The organism is Lysinibacillus sp. 10T31 (assembly GCF_056394365.1).
Window position 1 is genome coordinate 21,565 of record NZ_JBFTHS010000024.1, and the last position, 20,105, is coordinate 41,669.

The window sequence follows — 20,105 nt, forward strand, 5'->3', positions numbered from 1 at the left end:
AAACCATGTAACTTGATATTCAGTGGTTGAGACTCTTCATAAATTCTACATTTAATTTTAAATAAAATTGTCCATATTTTCTGCTTAATCTTTCCCAGATTTACTTACAGGGTGGCATAAACCATTGCAATAAGGTCATCTTTTTCAGAAAAAAAATAGAACAGCAATCTGTTGATCGCTGTTCTATTAATCTTTTATATTTCTTGTAACTTGGCTATTGTTCTTTGCATTGCAATTTCTTTTCGCTTTTCTCGAGTTACTCTTTGCCAAATTACAACGGTAATCAATCCAATAATCGCTAGGGCCAATAGAATTGTAAAGAATACTTTATACCCCGTCGTTCCATCCCAGTAATCCAAACAAGCTCCTGCAATAAGTGGCATAAAGATTTCTCCACTATAACCAATAATCATTAGTGGCATCGAAATCGTTCCTGTTGTTTCTACAGGATAATCTCCTTCCACTAATATTGCGAAGTGCAATGCTTGCAAAGCATACATTGACGTATAAATAATCGCAATGAAAATTAGCAACATTAGGATTAAAGAAGCTTTTCCAGGTAGAATAATGAGACCAACTAATCCAATAGTTAATATAAAATATCCTATTAAAACCATGTTCGAAACGCCTATCCGATCCCCAATAATCCCTGCACCAAAGCTTCCAATTGGGCGGCAATATTGTGAAAAGTAGCCTAAAGCAGCAGCAATTAACGTAGAAGCACCAAAAGCAGCTGTCGCATAAGGCGTAATATAATAGTAACTAATAATCATCGCATAGGATGTAAAAATAAGTATCGTTGCTAACCAAGTCGTTGGCATTTTAAGAATTTTCCAAAGTACCGTCCAATTAAACTTTTTATCAACTTCATTGGCTTGAGTATTTTCGTTACTTGAATCTTTGTAAAGTAACATAATCATTATTCCCAAAAGGAGACAAATCACCGAATAAACTCCAATAACGGCCGATAGAGCCATTTTATCACTCATTCGCTTTGCAAAAAAAGCAAAAATCCCTAAAATCACAGCAGATTGAACGATATTGGTTATTCCTCTTCCCCCTTCAAAAAATCCAAATGCTTTTCCTTGTTCGTTTTCTGAACCTAGCGAGCGTATAGCTTTTACTAGTGCTCCCCAGAACGTCATAATAGACGTTATTCCCCAAGCCGCATGAATTAGTAGTAACACAGGATAAGGAGGATACAACAATAAAGTAAAACCTAATAATCCCGTAGCAAACAAGGAAATGGTTAATAAATATTTCGTTTTCCAACGATCTGCACAATATCCACCGAATACATAGGAAATCAAACAACAAACTCCATAGGCACTTCCAAGTGTCCCCATTTGCGTGTTGGTTAATTGAAATGCTTCTAGAAAAACATCATAGTAATAGTTTCTAAAATAGGGCAATGCGTAAATTAAGGCACCTGAAACAGCCAGTATAACTAACGTTGCTGTGTTCTTCTTTAATTTAGCTTCCATCTGTTTTTCCCCTTACATGTTATTTACAATCCAAAACGTTCAATTTTTTGATCCCACTTCTTATGAAAGGCGAAATTGTCGTTTTCTTTAATATCCATCTCCCCGACAATTCTGAAGTTTTCTTGATCCGATGTTTTAGTAATCGTAATATTAGCGTCAATCCACCAACCGTCACGACCTATTTTCATTTTTTGATAAATCTTATATTGAGCAGAAAGTGGATTAGTATTACTTAATGTCAATTCTCTCTTCAAATTGTGTTCAACTGTCACATCAATCTCATCAAAGCGATAGATGCCTTCTCCAAATACTCCGCCAACACCATCTGTTATACATGTCCACGTATCACTTAAAATATCATACGAAATAGAACGATCGACTCTCCCCTCTTGAAGAATTGTGATCGGTGTTAATGACGCACTTTCTGGATTCATATTTGGTCCACTAACTTGATTACCTTGAAAGATTGGTAAAGAAAACGTAGCCGTTTCTAGATTCAATGTAAGTTTTGCATCCTCTGGCATCGGCCAAAACATTGGCCAAAACGTTGTACCAAGTGATAAACGTATACGATGTCCTTCTTTAAATTTGTGCCCGCAACAATCTAAATCAACAAACGCTTTTACTTTTTCACCCGGTGTTAATAAATCTACACGATCATGTCCATTTAAATGTGTTAAATTCATCACGCCATAGGAAACGCGGGTAACAGCTCCATCCGGTGCAACATCTGATAGTTGGGCAAAAAGCATCGCCTTTGATTTGTCGCTCATTAATTCTACTTCCAATCTTGGATAACCAACGATTTCTAATGGTTTCTCTAAAACTTCACTTTCAAATATCATAGCCATACCATCATCTAAACGTTGGTCTGTAGGACTTTCTCCGATTACACCAGCCCCCATCCACTCACCAGATAAAAGGCCATGATTTAATGGTGTTTTCAACAATACTTGCTCTTCTTTAACATTAATTCCTTCAAATAATTTGCCATACGTCAATTGATATACCTTTGCCTTATCTTCCGTTGTTGGCCATGATTCAAGTCCAACCCAATATCCCTTACTTGTTGTTTTACTTGCAGAAGGCGGCATACTTTCTTCTACCCATACATTTAACATCGGACCATCCATAACATCATTGTCAATTCCTTTTAGCCAATAATCCCACCATTTCACTGCCTCTTGTAAAAAGCCCATTGCTGGTCCAGGGATACCATCATGCGGATATACATGTGCCCAAGGTCCAATAATCCCTTTTCTAGGAACAGAGAGTCCTTTCATCAAACTTAATACTGTGTTCGAATACGCATCTTCCCATCCGTCAATCGCAAAAACGGGAACCTCAATTTCATCATAATTTTCACAAACTGATCCATGTTTCCAATACTCATCTCTTGTCTGATGTTCCATCCATTGTGCCATCCATAATGGCATATTTTCTAATCGTTCCAACCATTTTTCACGCCAGCTTTCCCCGACAATATGAGGATCAAGAGGTCTAAGCTGATATGCTAACATAATAGATCCCCACCAGAAATTATCGTTTAAGAGACAGCCACCTTTATAATGAATATCATTGTTATAACGATCATCTGTAAAGCCTACTGTAATAATTGCTTTTAACGCTTTGGGTCTTCTCGCTGCCACTTGAAGAGAATTGAATCCTCCCCACGATTTGCCCATCATTCCAATACTCCCATTACACCAACTTTGGCTTGCAATCCACTCCAGTACTTCAAGGGCATCATCTTGCTCTTGCTTTAAATATTCATCTTTTAATAAGCCATCAGACTCCCCAGAACCTCTCATATCTACCCGAACCACCGCATAGCCTTGTCCCGCAAAGTATCCATGCATCGGTTCGTCTCTTGCCCTTGTTCCATCTGTTTTGCGGTAAGGAATATACTCCAAAATTGCTGGCACTTTCTGACCTTTCTCAACTTCTGGTAGCCAAATACGACTTGAAAGTTTTGTGCCGTCTGTTAACACAATCCACGTATTTTCAATGGTTTGGTATGTATACGGAAATTGTGTAATGATTTTTTTGCTCATTTCGGAATCCTCCTTTGAGATATAAAATTTATAATCATAATCGCTAAATATATCATGATCATTTAATAATCATGATTATTAAATGTTTACGCCCAGTATATCACTCGGTAATTAGAATAACAACTTAGAATATTCAGATTTTAATACCTTTCACATTCAACATCGAGATCATTATAGTTATGATATAATCAAGATTAAATTTAGCAATTATGGGAAAAAATATAGCCAACTATTAAATGAATCCTAAATAGGAGAGAGTACTGTGAAAAAGAAAGAAATACAAATGAGCCGCATGTGGAAATACTTTGTGGACGCAACAGCAGAGATTATTGAAGATGAAGGGCTAGAAAATGTGACAATCAGAAAAGTTGCAGATAAAGCAGGCTATAATAGTGCAACAATTTATAACTATTTTTCGGAAATCTCGCATCTCATCTTTTTCGCTTCCATGAAATTTATGAAAAGTTACACCGATGAAGTCGCCATTTACATTCAAAAAGGTAAGGATCCAATTGAAAAATATTTATTGGCTTGGGAATGCTTTTGCCAACATTCCTTTCAAAAACCACAAATTTTCCATGCTGTTTTTATTATGGACTTAGGTGAAACTCCAGAAAAATTACTACAACATTATTATCAAATCTATCCCAATGATTTAATTAACATTCCAGAAGATTTAACATCCATCCTATTTGAACATAATATGACAAAACGGGGCCGTTCCATGTTAGAAATCGCTTTAAAAGAAGGGTACCTAAATGAGGGAAATGTTGATTCAATCAATGAATTAACCATTTTAATTTGGCAAGGGATGTTTACAAATGTTTTAAATAACAGAAAAAGCTATGACTCGGAAGAAGCAACCAAAATTGTGATGAACTATATATCTGAAATAGTACTTAACGCTAACTTATTTAGTTTCCAAATCAAAAATAATTAACTAAAAAAAATATTATATATAATAAATGTGAATAGTCAACAAATGATATAAATACCTTTTTTTCCAAAAATCTTTTACATCATTCTACAAAAAGAAGGGGGAGTATTTTATGAAAAAACTAATAATCATTAGGATCTTAGCATTTTTAGCCATATCACTAATCCTTTTTGCAGATGGTGTCCAAACAGATGATTTTCTTTTTCTTCTTCTATTGTCACTATTCTTTATTGGTATTCCCTGGTACGAATTTTTTAAAATTAAATTTAGGATTAGGGGAAATTGTAAGTAAAAAATTAATCTTTTTTGACATGGTATTGTTTTTACCATTACACCCTTTATCTAAATTGAGATAGGTTTTTGCTAAAGAAAGTGAATCTAATGATTGTAATAGTCGATCCTAGACTCACTATCTAAGTAATATCTATAGGCAAGCTAATAAAATTTCACATTAGAAAAGCGTGAGAAATCAACTTTAGACATTGATTTCTCACGCTTTTTAAGGTTTTGACCAGTAAAGGGGTTCCATCTACTTCTGCCAATTATTAAGTTCCTTTAACAACTCAGGTAGCTGCAATTTCTTAACATCAATCGGTGGTAACGCCTTGATAAATTCCTTACCGTACGACTTTGTTGAAATGCGGCGGTCTAAAACGATAAAGGCTCCTTTATCCTGTGATGAACGGATTAAACGACCAAAGCCTTGTTTAAAACGCATGATGGCTTCTGGTAGTGATAGCTCATTGAAGGAATTGCGACCTTGTGCGGTAATGTGCTTTGCTCGTGCCTTAAATACAGGCTCTTCTGGTGAGGAGAACGGCAGGCGTACAACGATAACCGATGCAAGTGCGTCACCCGGAACGTCTACACCCTCCCAGAAACTGTTTGTACCAAAAAGAACGGCATGGCTAAATTTTTGGAATGATTTCAGGATTCGCATACGGCTACCACCTGTTACCCCTTGTGCAAATAGCATATAGTCATCAAGGAGTTCACTATCTTGAATAAGCTCCACTGTTTTTCGAAGCATGTCCTGTGCGGTGAATAGTACAAAACAACGTCCTTCCGTCATCCGCACTGTACGTGTAATGGCATGGGCGACCGCTTCAATATATTCATCCTGTGACACATGTTGAATATCGGGCATATCTGTGACAATAAATGCCTTCGCTCCTGCATAATAAGATGGAGGCGCCTGTAGCTTTATTACTTGCACACTATCGGAAATACCGAGTTGACGTGTCACAAAACGCTCATTGCCTGGTACAGTTAAAGTTCCTGAAGTCCACACAATACTTGCTTGCTTCCGAAGCGGTGCCAGTACTTTTTCAATGATTGGCGTGACATTAACAGGCTTTTTAAAGACTTGCAAGCTCCCTGGAACGCTCCGTAAATCAAATTCTAACCACACTGAATTATCATCCTGTGGCGAAAGGAAAATTTCCTCCCATTCAGCGATTTTCACTTTTAATTCACGGATCCAATAATGCCATTCCGATAATATATAGAGCTCATTTTTATCTAATTGCTCAATATTATTTTCAAAAGCCTGCCCTACTTCTGTCGCAAGATCCAGCCACTGCTGCGTGAGCTTACTTACTTGTAGAAGCGGTTCTTTTGCTAGCGATACATCCTCTAAAAACAAAGTGCATTTACTACTAGCTTGTTTCCCTTTTATTTGTTGCTGCATTTTTTGAACAGCCCGCAGAATGGTTTCATCGAATGTCCGTTGTAGACGTATAAATTGTGCATCTAGTCGCTGTAAGCTTTGCATAGAAACACGTTGTTTTTTCTTAGCGGCCTGACTAAATTGCTGGAACAAAGCAGTTTCCTCCATTGTTCCTATTTGACCGAAAATATACTTCCACTGCGTATAGGAGAAAACAACTTCGTCCTGCTGCATGGCAGATTGTATAAATTGATGTGCTTCGTCAATGATCCATCCGTCAATTTGAGTAAAGATCGGTGTTTGACGTACTAAATCACTGAGTACCATAGAATGATTGGTTACAATACAATCAGCAAATTCACTATTTTTTAACGCTTGCTCATAGAAGTCAAAGCCCTTTGAAGGTTTTTCATCAGGCATTTTGCGGATTTTCTCTAAAAATAGTTGTCCACCACCAGATACATTGAGCTCACTTAGCACACCTGTTTCTGTTTTAGTCAGCCAGACGAGAATCTGCAAAATCGTAAATGTATCATCATAAGTTTCATCAGCATAAGCCATACATTGCTCAAAGCGTGCAACGTCAATATAGTGCTGCATGCCCTTAAGAACAGCAATATTTACTTTAGTGCCAAGGATTTTTTCAATCTTTGGTAGCTCTTCCTCAACAAGCTGCTCCTGCAAGTGTGACGTATATGTGCTAATCGCAATTTTTTTATCGGCTGCTCGAGCATATAAAATCGCAGGAAGTAGATAGCCTGCTGTTTTACCAATGCCTGTTGAAGCCTCAATAACGCATTCCTTTTTGTCATTTAGCGCTTGCCAAATAGTGTCCATCATCTCAAATTGCGCCGGTCGTTGCTCAAAATTTGACATAGCCTTTGTCATTAATGCCGTTTTGTCAGCTGCTGTTTGTGGATATGATACAATTTCCGCATTATTTGTATGCTTTTTTCGTCCATCACAAATAGCCAAATTGCGATAGTAGGAGACATTCTCATTAGCAGTTACATGCTGTCGTTTAATTTGAAGAGCTTCAAAGAAAAGTTGGGATAAATTTGATTTCAATCTGAATGAACGTTTATGCATTTGTTCAAGAGTTAGCTGAGGGAGACTAAGCAGCTCCTTCCAGCAATGTATAAAGAGCTCAGCAGTTGCTCGGGCATCGTCATCTGCTCGGTGTGCATTTGTTAGCTCTATATTTAAATCTGCCGCTAAATCACCTAGCTTAAAGCCGAGTGACATAGGGAACAATATTTTGGCAAGCTCAACAGTGTCCATCTTTTTACCCTGCCATTTTGGTAAACCTGCACGTTTAAACTCTGCTTGTAAAAAGGATAAGTCAAAATCCGCATTATGCGCGACAAATACACAATCAGCAAGCAGTTCATATATGTAGTCGGCATGTGCCTCAAACGGCAAGGCATCCTTTACATCCTCATCCGTAATATGCGTTAAATCCTGAATGAAAGTTGGAATAGCTTTACCTGGATAAATAAACTTCGTAAAGGTGCGCTCAATTTTCCAATCTTCCATAATAACAATTGCTATTTGAATCATTCGGTCCCCATTTGCCGGTGAATGACCTGTCGTCTCTAAATCAACAATTGCATACTTTTGACTTTCCATCATACATCTCAACTCACAGTTCACATTAGATAGATGAATTTTATCACAAATTTTGCTCAACGGCATCCCTTCGCCTCTTTAGATTAAACACAAAAAGAAGCATGTACAATTTGTACACGCTTCCTCTTTACTACATCACTGTTGCTTCTGGCTCATAGGCAATCATTTCTTTAATTGTATTACCTTCGCCCATAATAGCTACTGTCGGCTTATGATCTTTTGCCTCTGCATTATCTACATACACATAAGAAATAATAATCACAATATCTCCACGTTGTACTAGGCGTGCTGCTGCACCGTTCACACAAATAACGCCTGATCCACGTTCCCCTGCAATAATATATGTTTCAAAGCGTGCGCCATTGTTGTTATTAACGATATGCACTTTTTCGTTTGGTAGCATCCCTACTGCATCTAAAATATCCTCATCAATCGTAATAGATCCAACATAGTTTAAATCTGCTTGTGTCACTGTAGCACGGTGGATTTTACTGTTCATCATCATTCGTAACATATTTATAATCCTTCTTTCACATTAAAGATACAATTATCAATTAATCGAGTTTTACCAATATAAACGGCTGCTGCTAAAAGCACTTGTTCCATTTCAGCAGTTGCTGGTATTAAGTCTGGATAAGCTAATAGCTCAATATAGTCTATATGGCCACGTGTACGTGCTGTAATGTGGGCCTTTGCTTTAGCAAGCGCATTCGCTGCATCCCTTTTCGTTAAAAAGCTATCACGAGCAAGCTGTAGTGCTTCATTAATTGCTGGTGCCTCAAGACGCTCCGCTTCACTTAAATAGACATTACGTGAGGATTTCGCTAAACCGTCCTCCTCCCGTACAATGGGTACTACTCGCATTTCCAATGGGAAATTAAAATCGCGTACCATCGTGTCAATAATAGCAACCTGCTGTGCATCTTTTTGACCGAAATAAGCTCGTGTCGGCTGTGCTAGGTGAAATAGTTTCGATACGACCTGTAAAACGCCATCAAAATGTCCTGGACGGCTCGCTCCACAAAGAATGGTTGCTTGTTCACCCGCATGAATACGAATACCACCATCATGCGGATACATTTCTTCAACACTCGGTGCGAAAACAATATCTACACCGACAGACTCTGCCAAAGCAGTATCCCGTGGCAAATCACGCGGATAGCTTTCAAAGTCTTCGTCTGGTCCAAATTGAGTTGGGTTTACAAAGATACTCATAATGACTAAATCATTTTCGTCACGAGCTGTTTTTGCTAGCGTTAAATGACCCTCATGTAAATAACCCATTGTTGGAACGAGTCCAATTGATTTTTGAGCTTGCTTAGCTGCTTGGATTTCTACGGTTAGCGCTTGGATTGTAGTGACGACTTTCATTACTTTACGCCCCCATATAACTGATCCAATGCTTCCTCTTTCATTGTGAAGGAATGCTTCGGCGCAGGGAATGTACATGCCTTTACCGCTTCGACGTAACGAGCAATTCCACTGCTTGCTTCTTGGCCCATATTAGCAAACTGTTCCACAAATTTTGGTACATGATGTGAACCGTAGCTTAACATGTCATGATAAACCAACACTTGCCCATCAGCCTCAACACCAGCTCCAATACCGATCGTTGGAATAATAAGATTAGCGGATACCATCTCTGTTAGCTGATGCGGAATACATTCTAAGACGACTGCACATGCTCCAGCCTCTTGACATTTTTTTGCATCTTCAATGAGTTTCGTTGCCTGTTCAGCTGTTTTACCCTGAACCTTATAGCCACCAAGCACTCCTGCTGATTGAGGTAGTAAACCTAAATGAGCTACCACGGGAATGCCAGCTGACGTTAATTTACGAATTACTGGTAGAACATCGTCTGCACCCTCTAACTTTAATGCATCTGCTCCTGTTTCTTGCATCATAGATACTGCCGTTTTCAACGTCTCGTGTACATCACCGTGATACGAACCAAATGGCATATCCAAAACAACAAACGTATCCTTGGCCCCTCGGCGTACTGCTTTTGCATGGTGAACCATATCGGCTACAGTTACGGGCATTGTAGAATCATAGCCTAGTACTACCATACCTAGTGAATCTCCCACTAGAATCATATCGACGCCTGCTTCCTCGGCAAATTTTGCAGCAGGATAATCGTATGCAGTGAGCATAACGATTTTCTCACCTGTTGCCTTCATCTTTAAAAAATCTGAAGTTGTTTTCATCATGTAGTCCTCCTTTTTTAAGGAAAGAAAACAGAAAAACCCCTCTGTTCCTAAAATGGACAGAAGGGTAAAGTTTCGTTCGTCATCAAAAATCACCTCTTGTTCTTGAGTAGAGGCCATAACTTAATAAAGGGATACGGAAACAAATCTCTTTAAGAGAATTGCCCATTCCATTGAATCAAGTTATATTTTTGAACGCTTGTTTTCTTCCGTCCCTGTCATTAAAAGATCAAGGCAGATATTTATTGTAAAAAGTGCTTACGTTTTGAAGGTGCCGTTCACAAAAGGATACTGCCCTTCGCACATACTATAACAGATTCCCCTAGTAATCTTCAAATATTATTTTCTAATAATTACGATGAATAAATATGATCAAATTCAAACCATTCGTTTCTGAAAGTTTGATTTTCGATAAACTTCAAACACTGTAAATAGAAACATGGCAAATAAAAATGTAAATAAACCAGACGTTACATTTGTAACTGGTACAAAAACATCCCAAAATGAATTAATTAAAGCGTGGAAAATAATACAAAGAAAAATACTTTTAGTGGAGAGGTAAATGATTGTCAATAAAAAGGATAGCGCTAAAGCTGTTAGAGAAAACCATATGAAGTTCATGTTCATTTGATTTGATCCAATGACAAACCATAATGGCAGATGCCAGACTGCCCAAATAACGCCCACAATAATGGTACTGGTGAAAGGAGACCATCTTTTTTGTAATGTAGGCTGTAAAAAACCACGCCAGCCAATTTCTTCTAGTCCTCCACCAATAATCATAATCGGCAATTCAAGTAACGCAAAATACATTGGATTCTCCATAGTCGCTCCACCCCATAGAGTTGGTAAAAAACAAGCAGTAAATGCCAATACGATTGCAAATAGGTACCAAGAAACAGGATGCTTAGGATTTTTCACATTATGGATAAATGATTTGAACTCTTCTTTAGTCGAATATTTCTTTTTCAACCAAATCTCACAAATTGCTGGAGTAATTCCGCCGAGAATAAATAAAAGCATTGATGTTGCATTGCCAAACTTCAGCAAATTTAGCTGTGTTAATAAGGTTAAAATGCCCCATATTATCCAAGACGTAGCAAAGGTATAAAATAGAAATCTTCTTATCTCTATTCCCAACTTTAATCCTCCCCTTCTTTCGTACCCAATAGTAATAATACGGATTTGCAAAGTGTATTCATCAGTCGAATCTCATCAAACTGCACTTGATCATTTGAGAACATCCCGTAACATTTTTGCAAGACAACGTCTCTCACAATGCCATCAATGGATGTCATCATAAAGGTAGATAAATCCTCTATCGATATATCAGGCTTAAAGCATCCTGAAGAAATACCCTTATGGATTGAATGAAAAATTTGTTGTATCAAATATTGCCCACTTTCATTCTCATAAATGTTCGATAAAATTTTCTTTTCTCTTTCTGGATTGTTAGCACATAAAATCGTAAGCTCCAATTGGATTTTCCCAACTGTTGATACGTTTTCCTTTATGTACTCTCCAAGAAAACTAAATAATTTTATGATTGTTTTTGAGGGAGAGTTACTCGTACCCGTAATTCCATCGATAATATTTTTATAGTCTGCGTTAGCATTTACTTGATTAATAACCTCAATAAGTATTTCATCCAAGTCTGAATAATAACGATAAATCCCACCCTGACTTACCCCTGACGCTTTAATAATATCCCTCATCGTAATGTCATAGAGAGGCTTCACTTTACATACTGCTATGGCTGCTTCTAAAATGCTGTTTTTCTTTTCCTGTACATATTCATTGCTTACCTTTGGCATTATTTCTACCTCCAAACATTTAAAGTGACACCATTGTCATTTTTATCGTAATCAATATTCCTTTTATTGTCAATAAAAAATGACACTACCGTCACCTTTCCTCTTGAACTTTTTAATAAAATTTGACAATTCAACGTGATATGTAATATACTTCCATCATACTATACGACGTATAATATAAAATCTTGTATAGGTAATACATTGTGAGGTGAGAGAAGATGACATTTCAACTTGGCTCAGCTTTACTTGACGCTTGTGTACTCGCCATCGTCGATAAAGAGGATGCTTATGGTTACTCATTAACACAGCAAATACAATCCGTGATGGATATATCAGAATCTACGCTGTACCCCGTATTACGTCGTTTACAAAAAGCAAATTACTTAACAACCTACGATCAGCCCTATCAAGGCAGAAATAGACGGTATTACCAAATTACCGAGCAAGGTCGAATACGATTACTGGAACTATTAAAAGAATGGCAACAGTATAAAGAAATGGTTGATTGTGTACTTATAGGAGGGAAATTTGATGAATAGAGCAAGCTTTTTGAAAAAGCTACGGGGGAAATTACAACGTCTTCCAGCGCATGAGATTGATGCTGCGCTTGCCTATTATGAGGAATATTTCGATGAAGCAGGAGAGGAAAATGAACAGCGGGTCATTCAACAACTAGGCTCCCCTTCTCATGTTGCATCACAAATAATGGCGGACTATGCATTAAAGGATTTAGAAGCAACTTCAACTTCGACTAAGAAGAATGTGTCTGCGATTTGGCTTATCATTCTAGCAATAATATCTGCCCCACTTTCATTACCGTTACTTGTAGTTGCTATAGCACTTATTTTTTCATTTGGAGCAGTTATATTCAGTGTTATCATTGCGATTATCGCAACTGTACTTAGTATCTTATTCGGTGGAATTGTTGCACTTATTTCAGGCTTCTTCATTTTAACTCAGCACTGGCCGACAGCGCTTCTCTTTATGGGTGTGGGCTTTATCGTAACAGGTTTGGGCATCCTACTTTTCCCAATCGTGGCTCGTTTGATCAAAACAATCGTTGTTGTTTGTGTTGAAGCATTAGGTAAACTATTTCATAAAATGACGAAGAAACGGAAGGAGGGATATTAATGACGTCTCGACATACCCATATTGCCATTACTATGATTGCTTTCGGCATACTGTTAGCTATAGTTGGTTATTTTTCTGGGGGGAAATGGAGTATTGAGTTAACAGATGAAGGCTTCCAATTGCCAGAGAACAATAACCTAGTAAACAATTCCTATAAACTAGATGATTTCACTAATCTCAATGTTATCAATCACTATGGAGATGTTGAAATTGTGACTAGTGATCGTTATGCATTAGAAACAAATGTTATTAAAGATGATGATGTGACGTACAGTATTAAAGATAATACATTAACTGTTGAAACAAAGGTTAAGAAGAAAAATCGTTTTCAATTCGGATTAGGTAGCTTCAGAACTCCTTCTATCAAAATCTATGTACCTTCAGATATAAAATTGAAAACCGTTGTCCTAAATAGTAATTTTGGGGATACAACTATTCGTGGTCTGAATTATCAGGAGCTAAATCTTATTGAAGATTTTGGAGACATACTATTTAAAGACACTACTGGTAGTAAAACAGAGATTACACAATCATTTGGTGATTTGAAGCTACAACAATTTTCAAGTAATGGCTTTGTTGCCGAAAGTGAACATGGTGATATTAACATAGATGGAACATTAAATGGTCAATCCACTATTACGTCTGATTTTGGAGATGCTACACTTCATTTACAAAATAAAAAAAGTGAACTTGGCTTTGAATTACAAACTGATTTCGGGGATCTTACTGTTGATAACGCGGATCAAAACAGCAAGGTATCGCAATCTTATAACGGTGATAACCAATTAAAAGCAACACTTTCACATGGTGACTTACAGTTAAGGTTTAAATAAAGGGCTCTTGGCAAAACGGGGGGGGTGATTTACGTTCCGGCTGGGCGCTTTCCTGGGGGCGTCCGATGAGCCGCTTCACTCGCGTTGCTCGCTCCAGGGTCTCATCTGTGACGCTGATCCCCGAGGAGTCGCCCAGCCTCCACTCCAATCAACTTTTTCACATAGCATGTATCTTTTGGCATTTCAATCTAAATTATAATGATAAAATGAAACTTCAACACGCTGTTTTTATGTGCAAAAGTGTAACAGCAATATTTGCATCACTATTAAATGCCACATTTGTTCGATTATGGTGAGTAGCCTAAGACAGAACTTATCTTCATTAAAAGAGCCACAACATCATAAAGATTTCTTTGACCAATTAGATTTCCAACACTATGAAGGCAGCATTTATACACTTGTGATTCTGCCTTTTTAGTTTATTTGATTCAGTTCTTCCCTCTGAACATTAGTAAGAATTTCCCGTTTATTGCGCAATGATTCTGTACCCATATTTTAGAAATAAAAATTTAATTTGAGCAGATGGATAGGAATCTTCATCAGAGCAATCGGTTCTTGTAAGTGAAGGCAATATCTGAGGTGAATCAGGTCAGTTACGGCATCGTCTTAGATATAAAATACGATTATTGAGGTGAGCAATATGAAAATTAGAAAAGCTAACATTGAAGATGCTCAAGGTATAGGAAAAGTACATGTGGATAGTTGGCGAACAACTTATATAGGCATTCTTCCAGATGATTTTTTGAATAATTTATCTTACGAGCAGCGAACAGAACTTTGGAAGAAGAATATTTCAGATGCTACGAATTATGTACTGGTAGCGGAAAATGAACAAGATGAAATAATCGGCTTTGCAACTGGTGGCACACGAAAAACTAATTCAGTACCGAATGCAACTGATTTAACTTCTATCTATCTTTTAGAAGAATATCAAGGAATGGGAATCGGGAAGCAACTACTCAAAGAAATATTCGCCTATTTTAAACAAAAAGGATACGAAAAAGTATTTGTTGAAGTATTAGCAGAAAATAAAACACGTGATTTTTATGAATATTATGGTGCACAATATGTCAATAACATAGAAATAAAAATTGGTGAAAAAATAGTAGAAGAGCTTATTTACGTATGGAATGATGTTAATAAGGTTACTGAAAAAATAAAATAGAGAGCTATTTAAATATTTTTTCTCGAAAAATATAAAAGAACGTATATTCTCAGATCGAAAATATACGTTCTTTGTATGTTCTATAAAATCTTTATATCTCCAGCATAAATTGTTCGGACTGTCCCATCATCCTCTGTTAGTTGTAGTACACCTTCATCTGTAATTCCACTGGCAATGCCTTCAAAGCGCCCGCGTAAAGTTGTTACTTCAATACGTTGTCCAATGGTACATGACATTTGTTCCCATAGCTTTTTAATACTAGCAAAGCCCTCCTTCACGTATAATTCCGTGAATTGTTCTAAATATTGTAAAATAGATGCAACAAGGGCTGCACGATTAATTTCCTCACCCGCTTCTAACCGTAAAGATGTAGCTATATCAGCAATTTCTGGGGAGAAATCTGATTCAACTTGGTTTGCATTAATACCTATGCCTACTAGCAGTGCTTGTACACAGTCTGCCTCAGCCTGCATTTCTGTTAATATACCGGTACATTTTTTACCATTAATGAGCAAATCATTTGGCCATTTAATGGCTGGTTCAATATGTTTATATAATGTTTTAATAGCCATCGTAACCGCAACTGCTACGACAAGTGTGTACGAAGAAGCTTGCTGAGGCGTAACATCTGGTCTTACAATAATGGTCATCCAAATACCTGTGCCTTTCGCAGATTCCCATGGACGCGCCATACGACCACGACCAGCAGTTTGCTCCTCCCCGATAATAATAGTGCCATGCGGAGCGCCTTCCTGTGCAAGCTTATGAGCGATTATTTGTGTCGAATCTACAACATCGAAATAATGAATTTCACGTCCAAAACGTTCCGTATTTAAAAATAGTTCAATTTGAGTTGGACTTAAGGTATTTGGCACACCAGTTAGTACATAGCCCTTTTTCTTTACAGTTTCAAATGTATAGCCTTCCTCTTGTAGCGACTGCATATGTTTCCATATAGCTGTACGTGATACTCCAAGGGAATCTGCTAGCTCCTGACCCGAAACGGCCTCACCATTAGCAGCTAATATTCTTTTTAAAATTTCATCCTTCATAGAAATACTCATGCTAATCAATCCTTTATTAAACTCTACTATATTTTTATTTGCTTATGAAATATTGATACAATTGTATTAATCATACTGTAAATTATGACAATTGACCACAATCTATCATCAAATATCTTTTAGGGAAAATTGATGTTAGATTAAAAAGAGCCAACTCATTCATTTTTTGAGTTGGCTCCTTGTTATACAATCAAGGTTGATCATTCTTTTTTGAAATAATCGTGTTCTATCCAATTTTTTATCTGTTGTCGTTCATTTTGAAGCTTGCCATTGACAACTGCTTCAAGCATCGCCTGTAACGCTTCTTTTACCCATGGTCCACCTTTTTTTCCGGACCATTTTAACAAATCCGTACCTTTTACAATAAGCTCCTGTTTATGTCTAATAGGAAGAGTTGTCTGTATCTCAAGAATACTTTGTTGCGGCATTTGAACATCAAGCTGTCTCAGCTCCGCAAAATAACAAGCTGTCTCGAGTTCCTGTGCTGTATACAAAAAGTAATCCATATTCGTCCAGCCGTTTTTTAAAGCTTTTAAAGATTCGAATACAGCTTTTACAAACGCCATCTCCTTATTCGATAAACGATATTCGCCTAGCACTTCTCGCCAATGTTCACCCTGTAACACCCCAAAATATGCCCAGCCTATTAGCTTGTCCTGCGTGTTAAAATCATACCAGTCATTAGCTTGAAAAGTACCATTCAAATAATTTACTAAATTGCTTTCCTCAAGCTTTCTTATACCATTAAAAACATCTTTCCCTACCCATAGCTTATCGAGCTCTGCTTTAATACGCTCTTTCGCAATCCAAGAAATATTATCAGCCTTGTCCTGCATTGCTTTCATGGTTTCTGATTCAATTCGAAAACCGAGCTGTGCTGAAAAACGTACGGCACGCAGCATTCGTAATGCATCTTCTGAAAAGCGTTTCTGCGCATCACCAACTGCTCGAATTACACCAGCCTCAATATCTTGGCGTCCTCTGTAAAAATCAACAAAGGAGCCATCTCTACGCATCGCTATGGCATTCATCGTAAAGTCTCGGCGCTGTAAATCTTCTTTTAGCGAACGTACAAATTGCACTTCCTCTGGTCTACGGTGATCCGTATATTCTCCATCTGTGCGATATGTCGTTACCTCCACTGATCCAGCTGGTACGATAACGAGTACCGTCCCATGCTGAATACCTATATCAACTGTATGATTAAAGACAGACTTAACTTCGTCTGGTATGGCATTTGTTGCAACATCTACATCGTGGGCAGGACGACCGAGTATAGCATCTCGTACCGCACCACCGACGATCACTGCTTCAAAGCCTGCGTTTTTTAGTTGTTCAATAACTGAATAGGCTGCTTGCCATTCTTTATTGTTTTGCATGATTTCTTTCAGCAACCTTTTCATACAATTTTTCATATTGTTCTACAATTTTAGATGAATGGAATTTTTCATCAACAGCACGGATAGCTGCTTCACGGAAGCGTTGTAATTTCACTTCATCATTCAATAGGTTCACGGCATACTCTGCCACTGCGTCCGTATCACCTAATTCCACTATATAGCCATCTACACCATGCTCAATGACTTCTGGAATACCGCCTACAGCTGATCCAATACAAGGTACACCACAAGCCATTGCTTCAAGTAAAACTAACCCGAATGATTCCTGCTGTGATAGTAATAATTTAAGGTCACTTATCGCATACAATTCAGCCAAATTTTCTTGTTTGCCTAAAAATAGAACATCCTCCATATAAGGACTTTCCTTTACTTGATCCATTACACGATGCTTTTCTGGACCATCTCCTACAAGTAATAGCTTTGCCTTCATGTTTGCTCGAATCTTCATAAAGGCGTCTATTATATGCGGAAGATTTTTTATTTTACGGAAGTTAGATACGTGAATAATAACTTTTTCATCTTCTCCTATTCCAAATTGTTCCTTTAAGATTCCTGGATTGCGCGAGAAGTATTCACGTTCATCAACAAAGTTGTAAATCGTATTAATCGGCTTTACTGTATCAATAAGCTCGTAGGTCTGTTGCTTTAATGCCTCTGACACTGTCGTAACGATATCAGATTTGTCAATGCCATACTTAATTGCCTGTGAAAGAGTGGAATCCTGCCCAAGCACAGAAATATCTGTACCGTGTAACGTTGTGACTATCCCAATGTCGCGACCACTCATTTCACGTGCTAAAACAGCACAGACAGCATGTGGTATTGCATAATGCACATGAAGCACATCTAGTTCTTCATCCTTAATCACGTCCGCCATTTTACTCGCTAATGCTATATCATATGGCGAATATTGAAATACTGAATAATTGCTAACTTCTACTTCATGGAAAAAGACGGTTGGATAAATTTTGTTCAATCGAAATGGTACGCTTGAGGTGATGAAATGAATCTCGTGCCCTCTCTCTGCAAGCATTTTTCCTAATTCTGTTGCGATAACACCAGAGCCTCCAACTGTTGGATAACAGGTAATGCCGATTTTTAGCTTTTTCATTCGATTATCATCCTTTCTAAATCACGTCTTTTTTTAATTTCGTCTTTCTTGAATCAGTCTCCAATCCACAAAGCCTTCTTGTAGGCCTTTTAGTAATATTTCTGCTGTTCCCATATTTGTGGCCAGTGGCACTTGGTAAACATCACAAAGACGAATAAGTGCAGAAACATCTGGCTCATGTGGTTGTGCTGTTAATGGATCACGGAAAAAAATGACCATGTCCATATCATTATTGGCAATCATTGCGCCAATTTGTTGATCGCCACCGAGTGGTCCTGAACGAAAACGTGTTACTTCTAAGCTTGTAGCTTCAATTACTCGCTGTCCAGTTGTACCCGTAGCAAACAACGTATGCTCATTTAAAATATCTCGGTATGCAATAGCAAACTGTACTAAATTATCTTTTTTACGATCATGTGCAATTAATGCGATTTTCATAATGCTTCCATCCCAATCTTTAGATGATGTTTTCTAAACCATATACAAGTTGATCCATTTTCATGACTTCTTCTACGCAGAATGCTACGCCCGACATAAAAGAATTACGGTTTAACGAATCATGACGAATAGTTAATAGCTGCCCATCTCCTCCAAATAACACTTGCTGGTGTGCCACTAAACCTGGTAAACGAACAGAGTGAATACGCATGCCATCAAATTCTCCACCTCGTGCACCCTCGATAGTTTCTTTTTCCTCTGGATGTCCTTGCACCTTTTGTGTTCGCACTTCTTGAATCAATTGTGCCGTTTTTACAGCTGTTCCAGATGGAGCATCCAGCTTTTGATCGTGGTGCATTTCAATAATTTCAATATCAGGTAAATATTTTGCCGCTTCCTTAGCAAATTTCATCATAAGGATTGCCCCTATCGCAAAGTTTGGAGCAATAATACAGCCTAGATCCTTTTCTTTAGCGATTGCTGATAATTCCACTAGTTGTTCATCTGTAAAGCCTGTTGTACCAATTACAGGTCGCACATTTAAATTCAAGGCCTCTTTAGTATGTTTATATACTGCATGTGGGCTTGTTAAATCTACTAATACGTCTGGTGCAGTCGCCTCTACAAGGTCAGACATATCTGTAAAGATTGGGGCCGTATAACTTGCCGGAAACATCTCCAAATCAGCTAATGTTTTTCCTACTTCCTTATAATCTAGTACAGCTACTAATTCCATTTTGTCATGCTTCATGACCGTATGTACAGCCTCAGCCCCCATTTTTCCCCTAGGTCCTGCTATTGCTACACGAATTGACATTATTCTTCATCCTTTCTAGTCCAGCGATCTTTATCCCTTGTTTCAAATTTATGTATAACGCGTAAAAGTGCTTCATCTAATTTAATGCCCTGTGCATTTGCAAAGCACACTAAAACAAAGAAAAAGTCACCTAATTCTTCTTCAATACTGTTTGCTTCCTCTGTACTCTTTTTCTTCTTTTGCCCGTAAACGTCCTGCACCTCGCGAGACAATTCACCAAGCTCTTCGGTTAGACGTGCCAATAATTCGAATGGCGGGAAATAGCCTTCCTTAAATTGTCCTATATAATCATCTACACGCTGCTGTAAAGCTTGCATTGTCACTTGTTCAGTCATCTAAATCACACTCCTAC

20 protein-coding genes are annotated in these 20,105 nt (G+C 37.8%); 5 read left to right on the forward strand and 15 right to left on the reverse strand.

What is annotated here, in order from left to right:
• Nucleotides 1–194: 194 nt before the first annotated feature.
• Both AC1DCY_RS15140 and AC1DCY_RS15145 read right to left on the reverse strand, forming a co-directional pair.
• Nucleotides 195–1,484 carry an MFS transporter gene (locus AC1DCY_RS15140; protein WP_477351408.1) on the reverse strand — a complete coding sequence of 430 codons (1,290 nt, stop codon included), beginning with the start codon at nt 1,482–1,484 and terminating at the stop codon, nt 195–197.
• 23 nt (nt 1,485–1,507) lie between these two features.
• Nucleotides 1,508–3,538 carry a CocE/NonD family hydrolase gene (locus AC1DCY_RS15145; protein ID WP_477351410.1) on the reverse strand — a complete coding sequence of 677 codons (2,031 nt, stop codon included), beginning with the start codon at nt 3,536–3,538 and terminating at the stop codon, nt 1,508–1,510.
• Between the two features lie 262 nt (nt 3,539–3,800).
• Between AC1DCY_RS15145 and AC1DCY_RS15150 the strand changes: the two genes are divergently transcribed.
• Nucleotides 3,801–4,478: a TetR family transcriptional regulator gene (locus AC1DCY_RS15150; RefSeq protein ID WP_477351411.1), complete on the forward strand. Its 678-nt coding sequence runs from the start codon at nt 3,801–3,803 to the stop codon at nt 4,476–4,478.
• Between the two features lie 526 nt (nt 4,479–5,004).
• On the opposite strand, the gene dinG is transcribed toward AC1DCY_RS15150, so the two are convergent.
• The 6 genes from dinG to AC1DCY_RS15180 form a co-directional block, all read right to left on the reverse strand.
• Nucleotides 5,005–7,776 carry an ATP-dependent DNA helicase DinG gene (gene dinG, locus AC1DCY_RS15155; RefSeq protein WP_477351495.1) on the reverse strand — a complete coding sequence of 924 codons (2,772 nt, stop codon included), beginning with the start codon at nt 7,774–7,776 and terminating at the stop codon, nt 5,005–5,007.
• Nucleotides 7,777–7,903: 127 nt separating this feature from the next.
• Complete coding sequence (gene panD / locus AC1DCY_RS15160) at nt 7,904–8,287, reverse strand: aspartate 1-decarboxylase (protein WP_100544567.1); 384 nt, start codon at nt 8,285–8,287, stop codon at nt 7,904–7,906.
• Nucleotides 8,288–8,289: 2 nt separating this feature from the next.
• Nucleotides 8,290–9,144 carry a pantoate--beta-alanine ligase gene (gene panC / locus AC1DCY_RS15165; RefSeq protein WP_477351413.1) on the reverse strand — a complete coding sequence of 285 codons (855 nt, stop codon included), beginning with the start codon at nt 9,142–9,144 and terminating at the stop codon, nt 8,290–8,292.
• Nucleotides 9,144–9,980: a 3-methyl-2-oxobutanoate hydroxymethyltransferase gene (panB, locus tag AC1DCY_RS15170; protein ID WP_477351415.1), complete on the reverse strand. Its 837-nt coding sequence runs from the start codon at nt 9,978–9,980 to the stop codon at nt 9,144–9,146. Before panB ends, panC begins: the two co-directional genes overlap by 1 nt.
• Before the next feature lie 378 nt (nt 9,981–10,358).
• Nucleotides 10,359–11,120: a lysostaphin resistance A-like protein gene (locus AC1DCY_RS15175; protein WP_477351417.1), complete on the reverse strand. Its 762-nt coding sequence runs from the start codon at nt 11,118–11,120 to the stop codon at nt 10,359–10,361.
• Between the two features lie 2 nt (nt 11,121–11,122).
• Entirely contained in the window at nt 11,123–11,794 is a 672-nt protein-coding gene (locus AC1DCY_RS15180) for a TetR/AcrR family transcriptional regulator (RefSeq protein WP_477351418.1), read from the reverse strand.
• 218 nt (nt 11,795–12,012) lie between these two features.
• Between AC1DCY_RS15180 and AC1DCY_RS15185 the strand changes: the two genes are divergently transcribed.
• From AC1DCY_RS15185 to AC1DCY_RS15195, 3 genes are read left to right on the forward strand one after another with little or no spacing between them, the layout of a single operon-like run.
• Entirely contained in the window at nt 12,013–12,333 is a 321-nt protein-coding gene (locus tag AC1DCY_RS15185; protein WP_477351419.1) for a PadR family transcriptional regulator, read from the forward strand.
• Nucleotides 12,326–12,925: a DUF1700 domain-containing protein gene (locus AC1DCY_RS15190; protein ID WP_477351421.1), complete on the forward strand. Its 600-nt coding sequence runs from the start codon at nt 12,326–12,328 to the stop codon at nt 12,923–12,925. Before AC1DCY_RS15185 ends, AC1DCY_RS15190 begins: the two co-directional genes overlap by 8 nt.
• Complete coding sequence (locus AC1DCY_RS15195) at nt 12,925–13,758, forward strand: DUF4097 family beta strand repeat-containing protein (RefSeq protein ID WP_477351423.1); 834 nt, start codon at nt 12,925–12,927, stop codon at nt 13,756–13,758. The genes AC1DCY_RS15190 and AC1DCY_RS15195 overlap by 1 nt, the downstream gene beginning before the upstream one ends.
• On the opposite strand, the gene AC1DCY_RS15200 is transcribed toward AC1DCY_RS15195, so the two are convergent.
• A complete protein-coding gene (locus AC1DCY_RS15200; protein ID WP_477351424.1) occupies nt 13,751–13,906 on the reverse strand; it encodes a hypothetical protein in 156 nt (51 codons plus the stop codon). The two genes, AC1DCY_RS15195 and AC1DCY_RS15200, sit on opposite strands and share 8 nt — an antisense overlap.
• A 492-nt stretch (nt 13,907–14,398) precedes the next feature.
• On the opposite strand from AC1DCY_RS15200, the gene AC1DCY_RS15205 reads away from it, so the two are divergent.
• On the forward strand, nt 14,399–14,923 hold the full coding sequence (locus AC1DCY_RS15205; RefSeq protein WP_477351426.1) for an N-acetyltransferase family protein: 525 nt from the start codon (nt 14,399–14,401) through the stop codon (nt 14,921–14,923).
• An 80-nt stretch (nt 14,924–15,003) separates the two neighbouring features.
• Here AC1DCY_RS15205 and AC1DCY_RS15210 read toward each other — a convergent pair whose 3' ends face one another.
• From AC1DCY_RS15210 to AC1DCY_RS15235, 6 genes are all read right to left on the reverse strand, one after another.
• On the reverse strand, nt 15,004–15,987 hold the full coding sequence (locus tag AC1DCY_RS15210; RefSeq protein ID WP_477351428.1) for a biotin--[acetyl-CoA-carboxylase] ligase: 984 nt from the start codon (nt 15,985–15,987) through the stop codon (nt 15,004–15,006).
• 200 nt (nt 15,988–16,187) lie between these two features.
• Complete coding sequence (locus AC1DCY_RS15215; RefSeq protein WP_477351430.1) at nt 16,188–17,366, reverse strand: CCA tRNA nucleotidyltransferase; 1,179 nt, start codon at nt 17,364–17,366, stop codon at nt 16,188–16,190.
• The gene (gene bshA, locus AC1DCY_RS15220; protein ID WP_477351432.1) at nt 17,353–18,498 is read right to left on the reverse strand and encodes an N-acetyl-alpha-D-glucosaminyl L-malate synthase BshA; all 1,146 of its coding nucleotides are present in this window, start codon (nt 18,496–18,498) and stop codon (nt 17,353–17,355) included. The genes AC1DCY_RS15215 and bshA overlap by 14 nt, the downstream gene beginning before the upstream one ends.
• 33 nt (nt 18,499–18,531) lie before the next feature.
• On the reverse strand, nt 18,532–18,936 hold the full coding sequence (gene mgsA, locus AC1DCY_RS15225; RefSeq protein WP_477351434.1) for a methylglyoxal synthase: 405 nt from the start codon (nt 18,934–18,936) through the stop codon (nt 18,532–18,534).
• Between the two features lie 19 nt (nt 18,937–18,955).
• Nucleotides 18,956–19,753: a 4-hydroxy-tetrahydrodipicolinate reductase gene (dapB, locus tag AC1DCY_RS15230; protein WP_477351436.1), complete on the reverse strand. Its 798-nt coding sequence runs from the start codon at nt 19,751–19,753 to the stop codon at nt 18,956–18,958.
• On the reverse strand, nt 19,753–20,088 hold the full coding sequence (locus tag AC1DCY_RS15235) for a nucleotide pyrophosphohydrolase (protein ID WP_376076427.1): 336 nt from the start codon (nt 20,086–20,088) through the stop codon (nt 19,753–19,755). The genes dapB and AC1DCY_RS15235 overlap by 1 nt, the downstream gene beginning before the upstream one ends.
• Nucleotides 20,089–20,105: the final 17 nt, after the last annotated feature.

What these genes read in the sequence shown, in the direction of transcription:
- panC (WP_477351413.1), bottom strand. Translation starts at nt 9,144, where the DNA reads ATGAAAGTCGTCACTACAATCCAAGCGCTAACCGTAGAAATCCAAGCA.
- AC1DCY_RS15145 (WP_477351410.1), bottom strand. Translation starts at nt 3,538, where the DNA reads ATGAGCAAAAAAATCATTACACAATTTCCGTATACATACCAAACCATT.
- AC1DCY_RS15235 (WP_376076427.1), bottom strand. Translation starts at nt 20,088, where the DNA reads ATGACTGAACAAGTGACAATGCAAGCTTTACAGCAGCGTGTAGATGAT.
- AC1DCY_RS15215 (WP_477351430.1), bottom strand. Translation starts at nt 17,366, where the DNA reads ATGCAAAACAATAAAGAATGGCAAGCAGCCTATTCAGTTATTGAACAA.
- AC1DCY_RS15210 (WP_477351428.1), bottom strand. Translation starts at nt 15,987, where the DNA reads ATGAGTATTTCTATGAAGGATGAAATTTTAAAAAGAATATTAGCTGCT.
- mgsA (WP_477351434.1), bottom strand. Translation starts at nt 18,936, where the DNA reads ATGAAAATCGCATTAATTGCACATGATCGTAAAAAAGATAATTTAGTA.
- AC1DCY_RS15190 (WP_477351421.1), top strand. Translation starts at nt 12,326, where the DNA reads ATGAATAGAGCAAGCTTTTTGAAAAAGCTACGGGGGAAATTACAACGT.
- bshA (WP_477351432.1), bottom strand. Translation starts at nt 18,498, where the DNA reads ATGAAAAAGCTAAAAATCGGCATTACCTGTTATCCAACAGTTGGAGGC.
- panD (WP_100544567.1), bottom strand. Translation starts at nt 8,287, where the DNA reads ATGTTACGAATGATGATGAACAGTAAAATCCACCGTGCTACAGTGACA.
- AC1DCY_RS15180 (WP_477351418.1), bottom strand. Translation starts at nt 11,794, where the DNA reads ATGCCAAAGGTAAGCAATGAATATGTACAGGAAAAGAAAAACAGCATT.
- AC1DCY_RS15140 (WP_477351408.1), bottom strand. Translation starts at nt 1,484, where the DNA reads ATGGAAGCTAAATTAAAGAAGAACACAGCAACGTTAGTTATACTGGCT.
- dapB (WP_477351436.1), bottom strand. Translation starts at nt 19,753, where the DNA reads ATGTCAATTCGTGTAGCAATAGCAGGACCTAGGGGAAAAATGGGGGCT.
- AC1DCY_RS15195 (WP_477351423.1), top strand. Translation starts at nt 12,925, where the DNA reads ATGACGTCTCGACATACCCATATTGCCATTACTATGATTGCTTTCGGC.
- AC1DCY_RS15205 (WP_477351426.1), top strand. Translation starts at nt 14,399, where the DNA reads ATGAAAATTAGAAAAGCTAACATTGAAGATGCTCAAGGTATAGGAAAA.
- AC1DCY_RS15185 (WP_477351419.1), top strand. Translation starts at nt 12,013, where the DNA reads ATGACATTTCAACTTGGCTCAGCTTTACTTGACGCTTGTGTACTCGCC.
- panB (WP_477351415.1), bottom strand. Translation starts at nt 9,980, where the DNA reads ATGAAAACAACTTCAGATTTTTTAAAGATGAAGGCAACAGGTGAGAAA.
- dinG (WP_477351495.1), bottom strand. Translation starts at nt 7,776, where the DNA reads ATGATGGAAAGTCAAAAGTATGCAATTGTTGATTTAGAGACGACAGGT.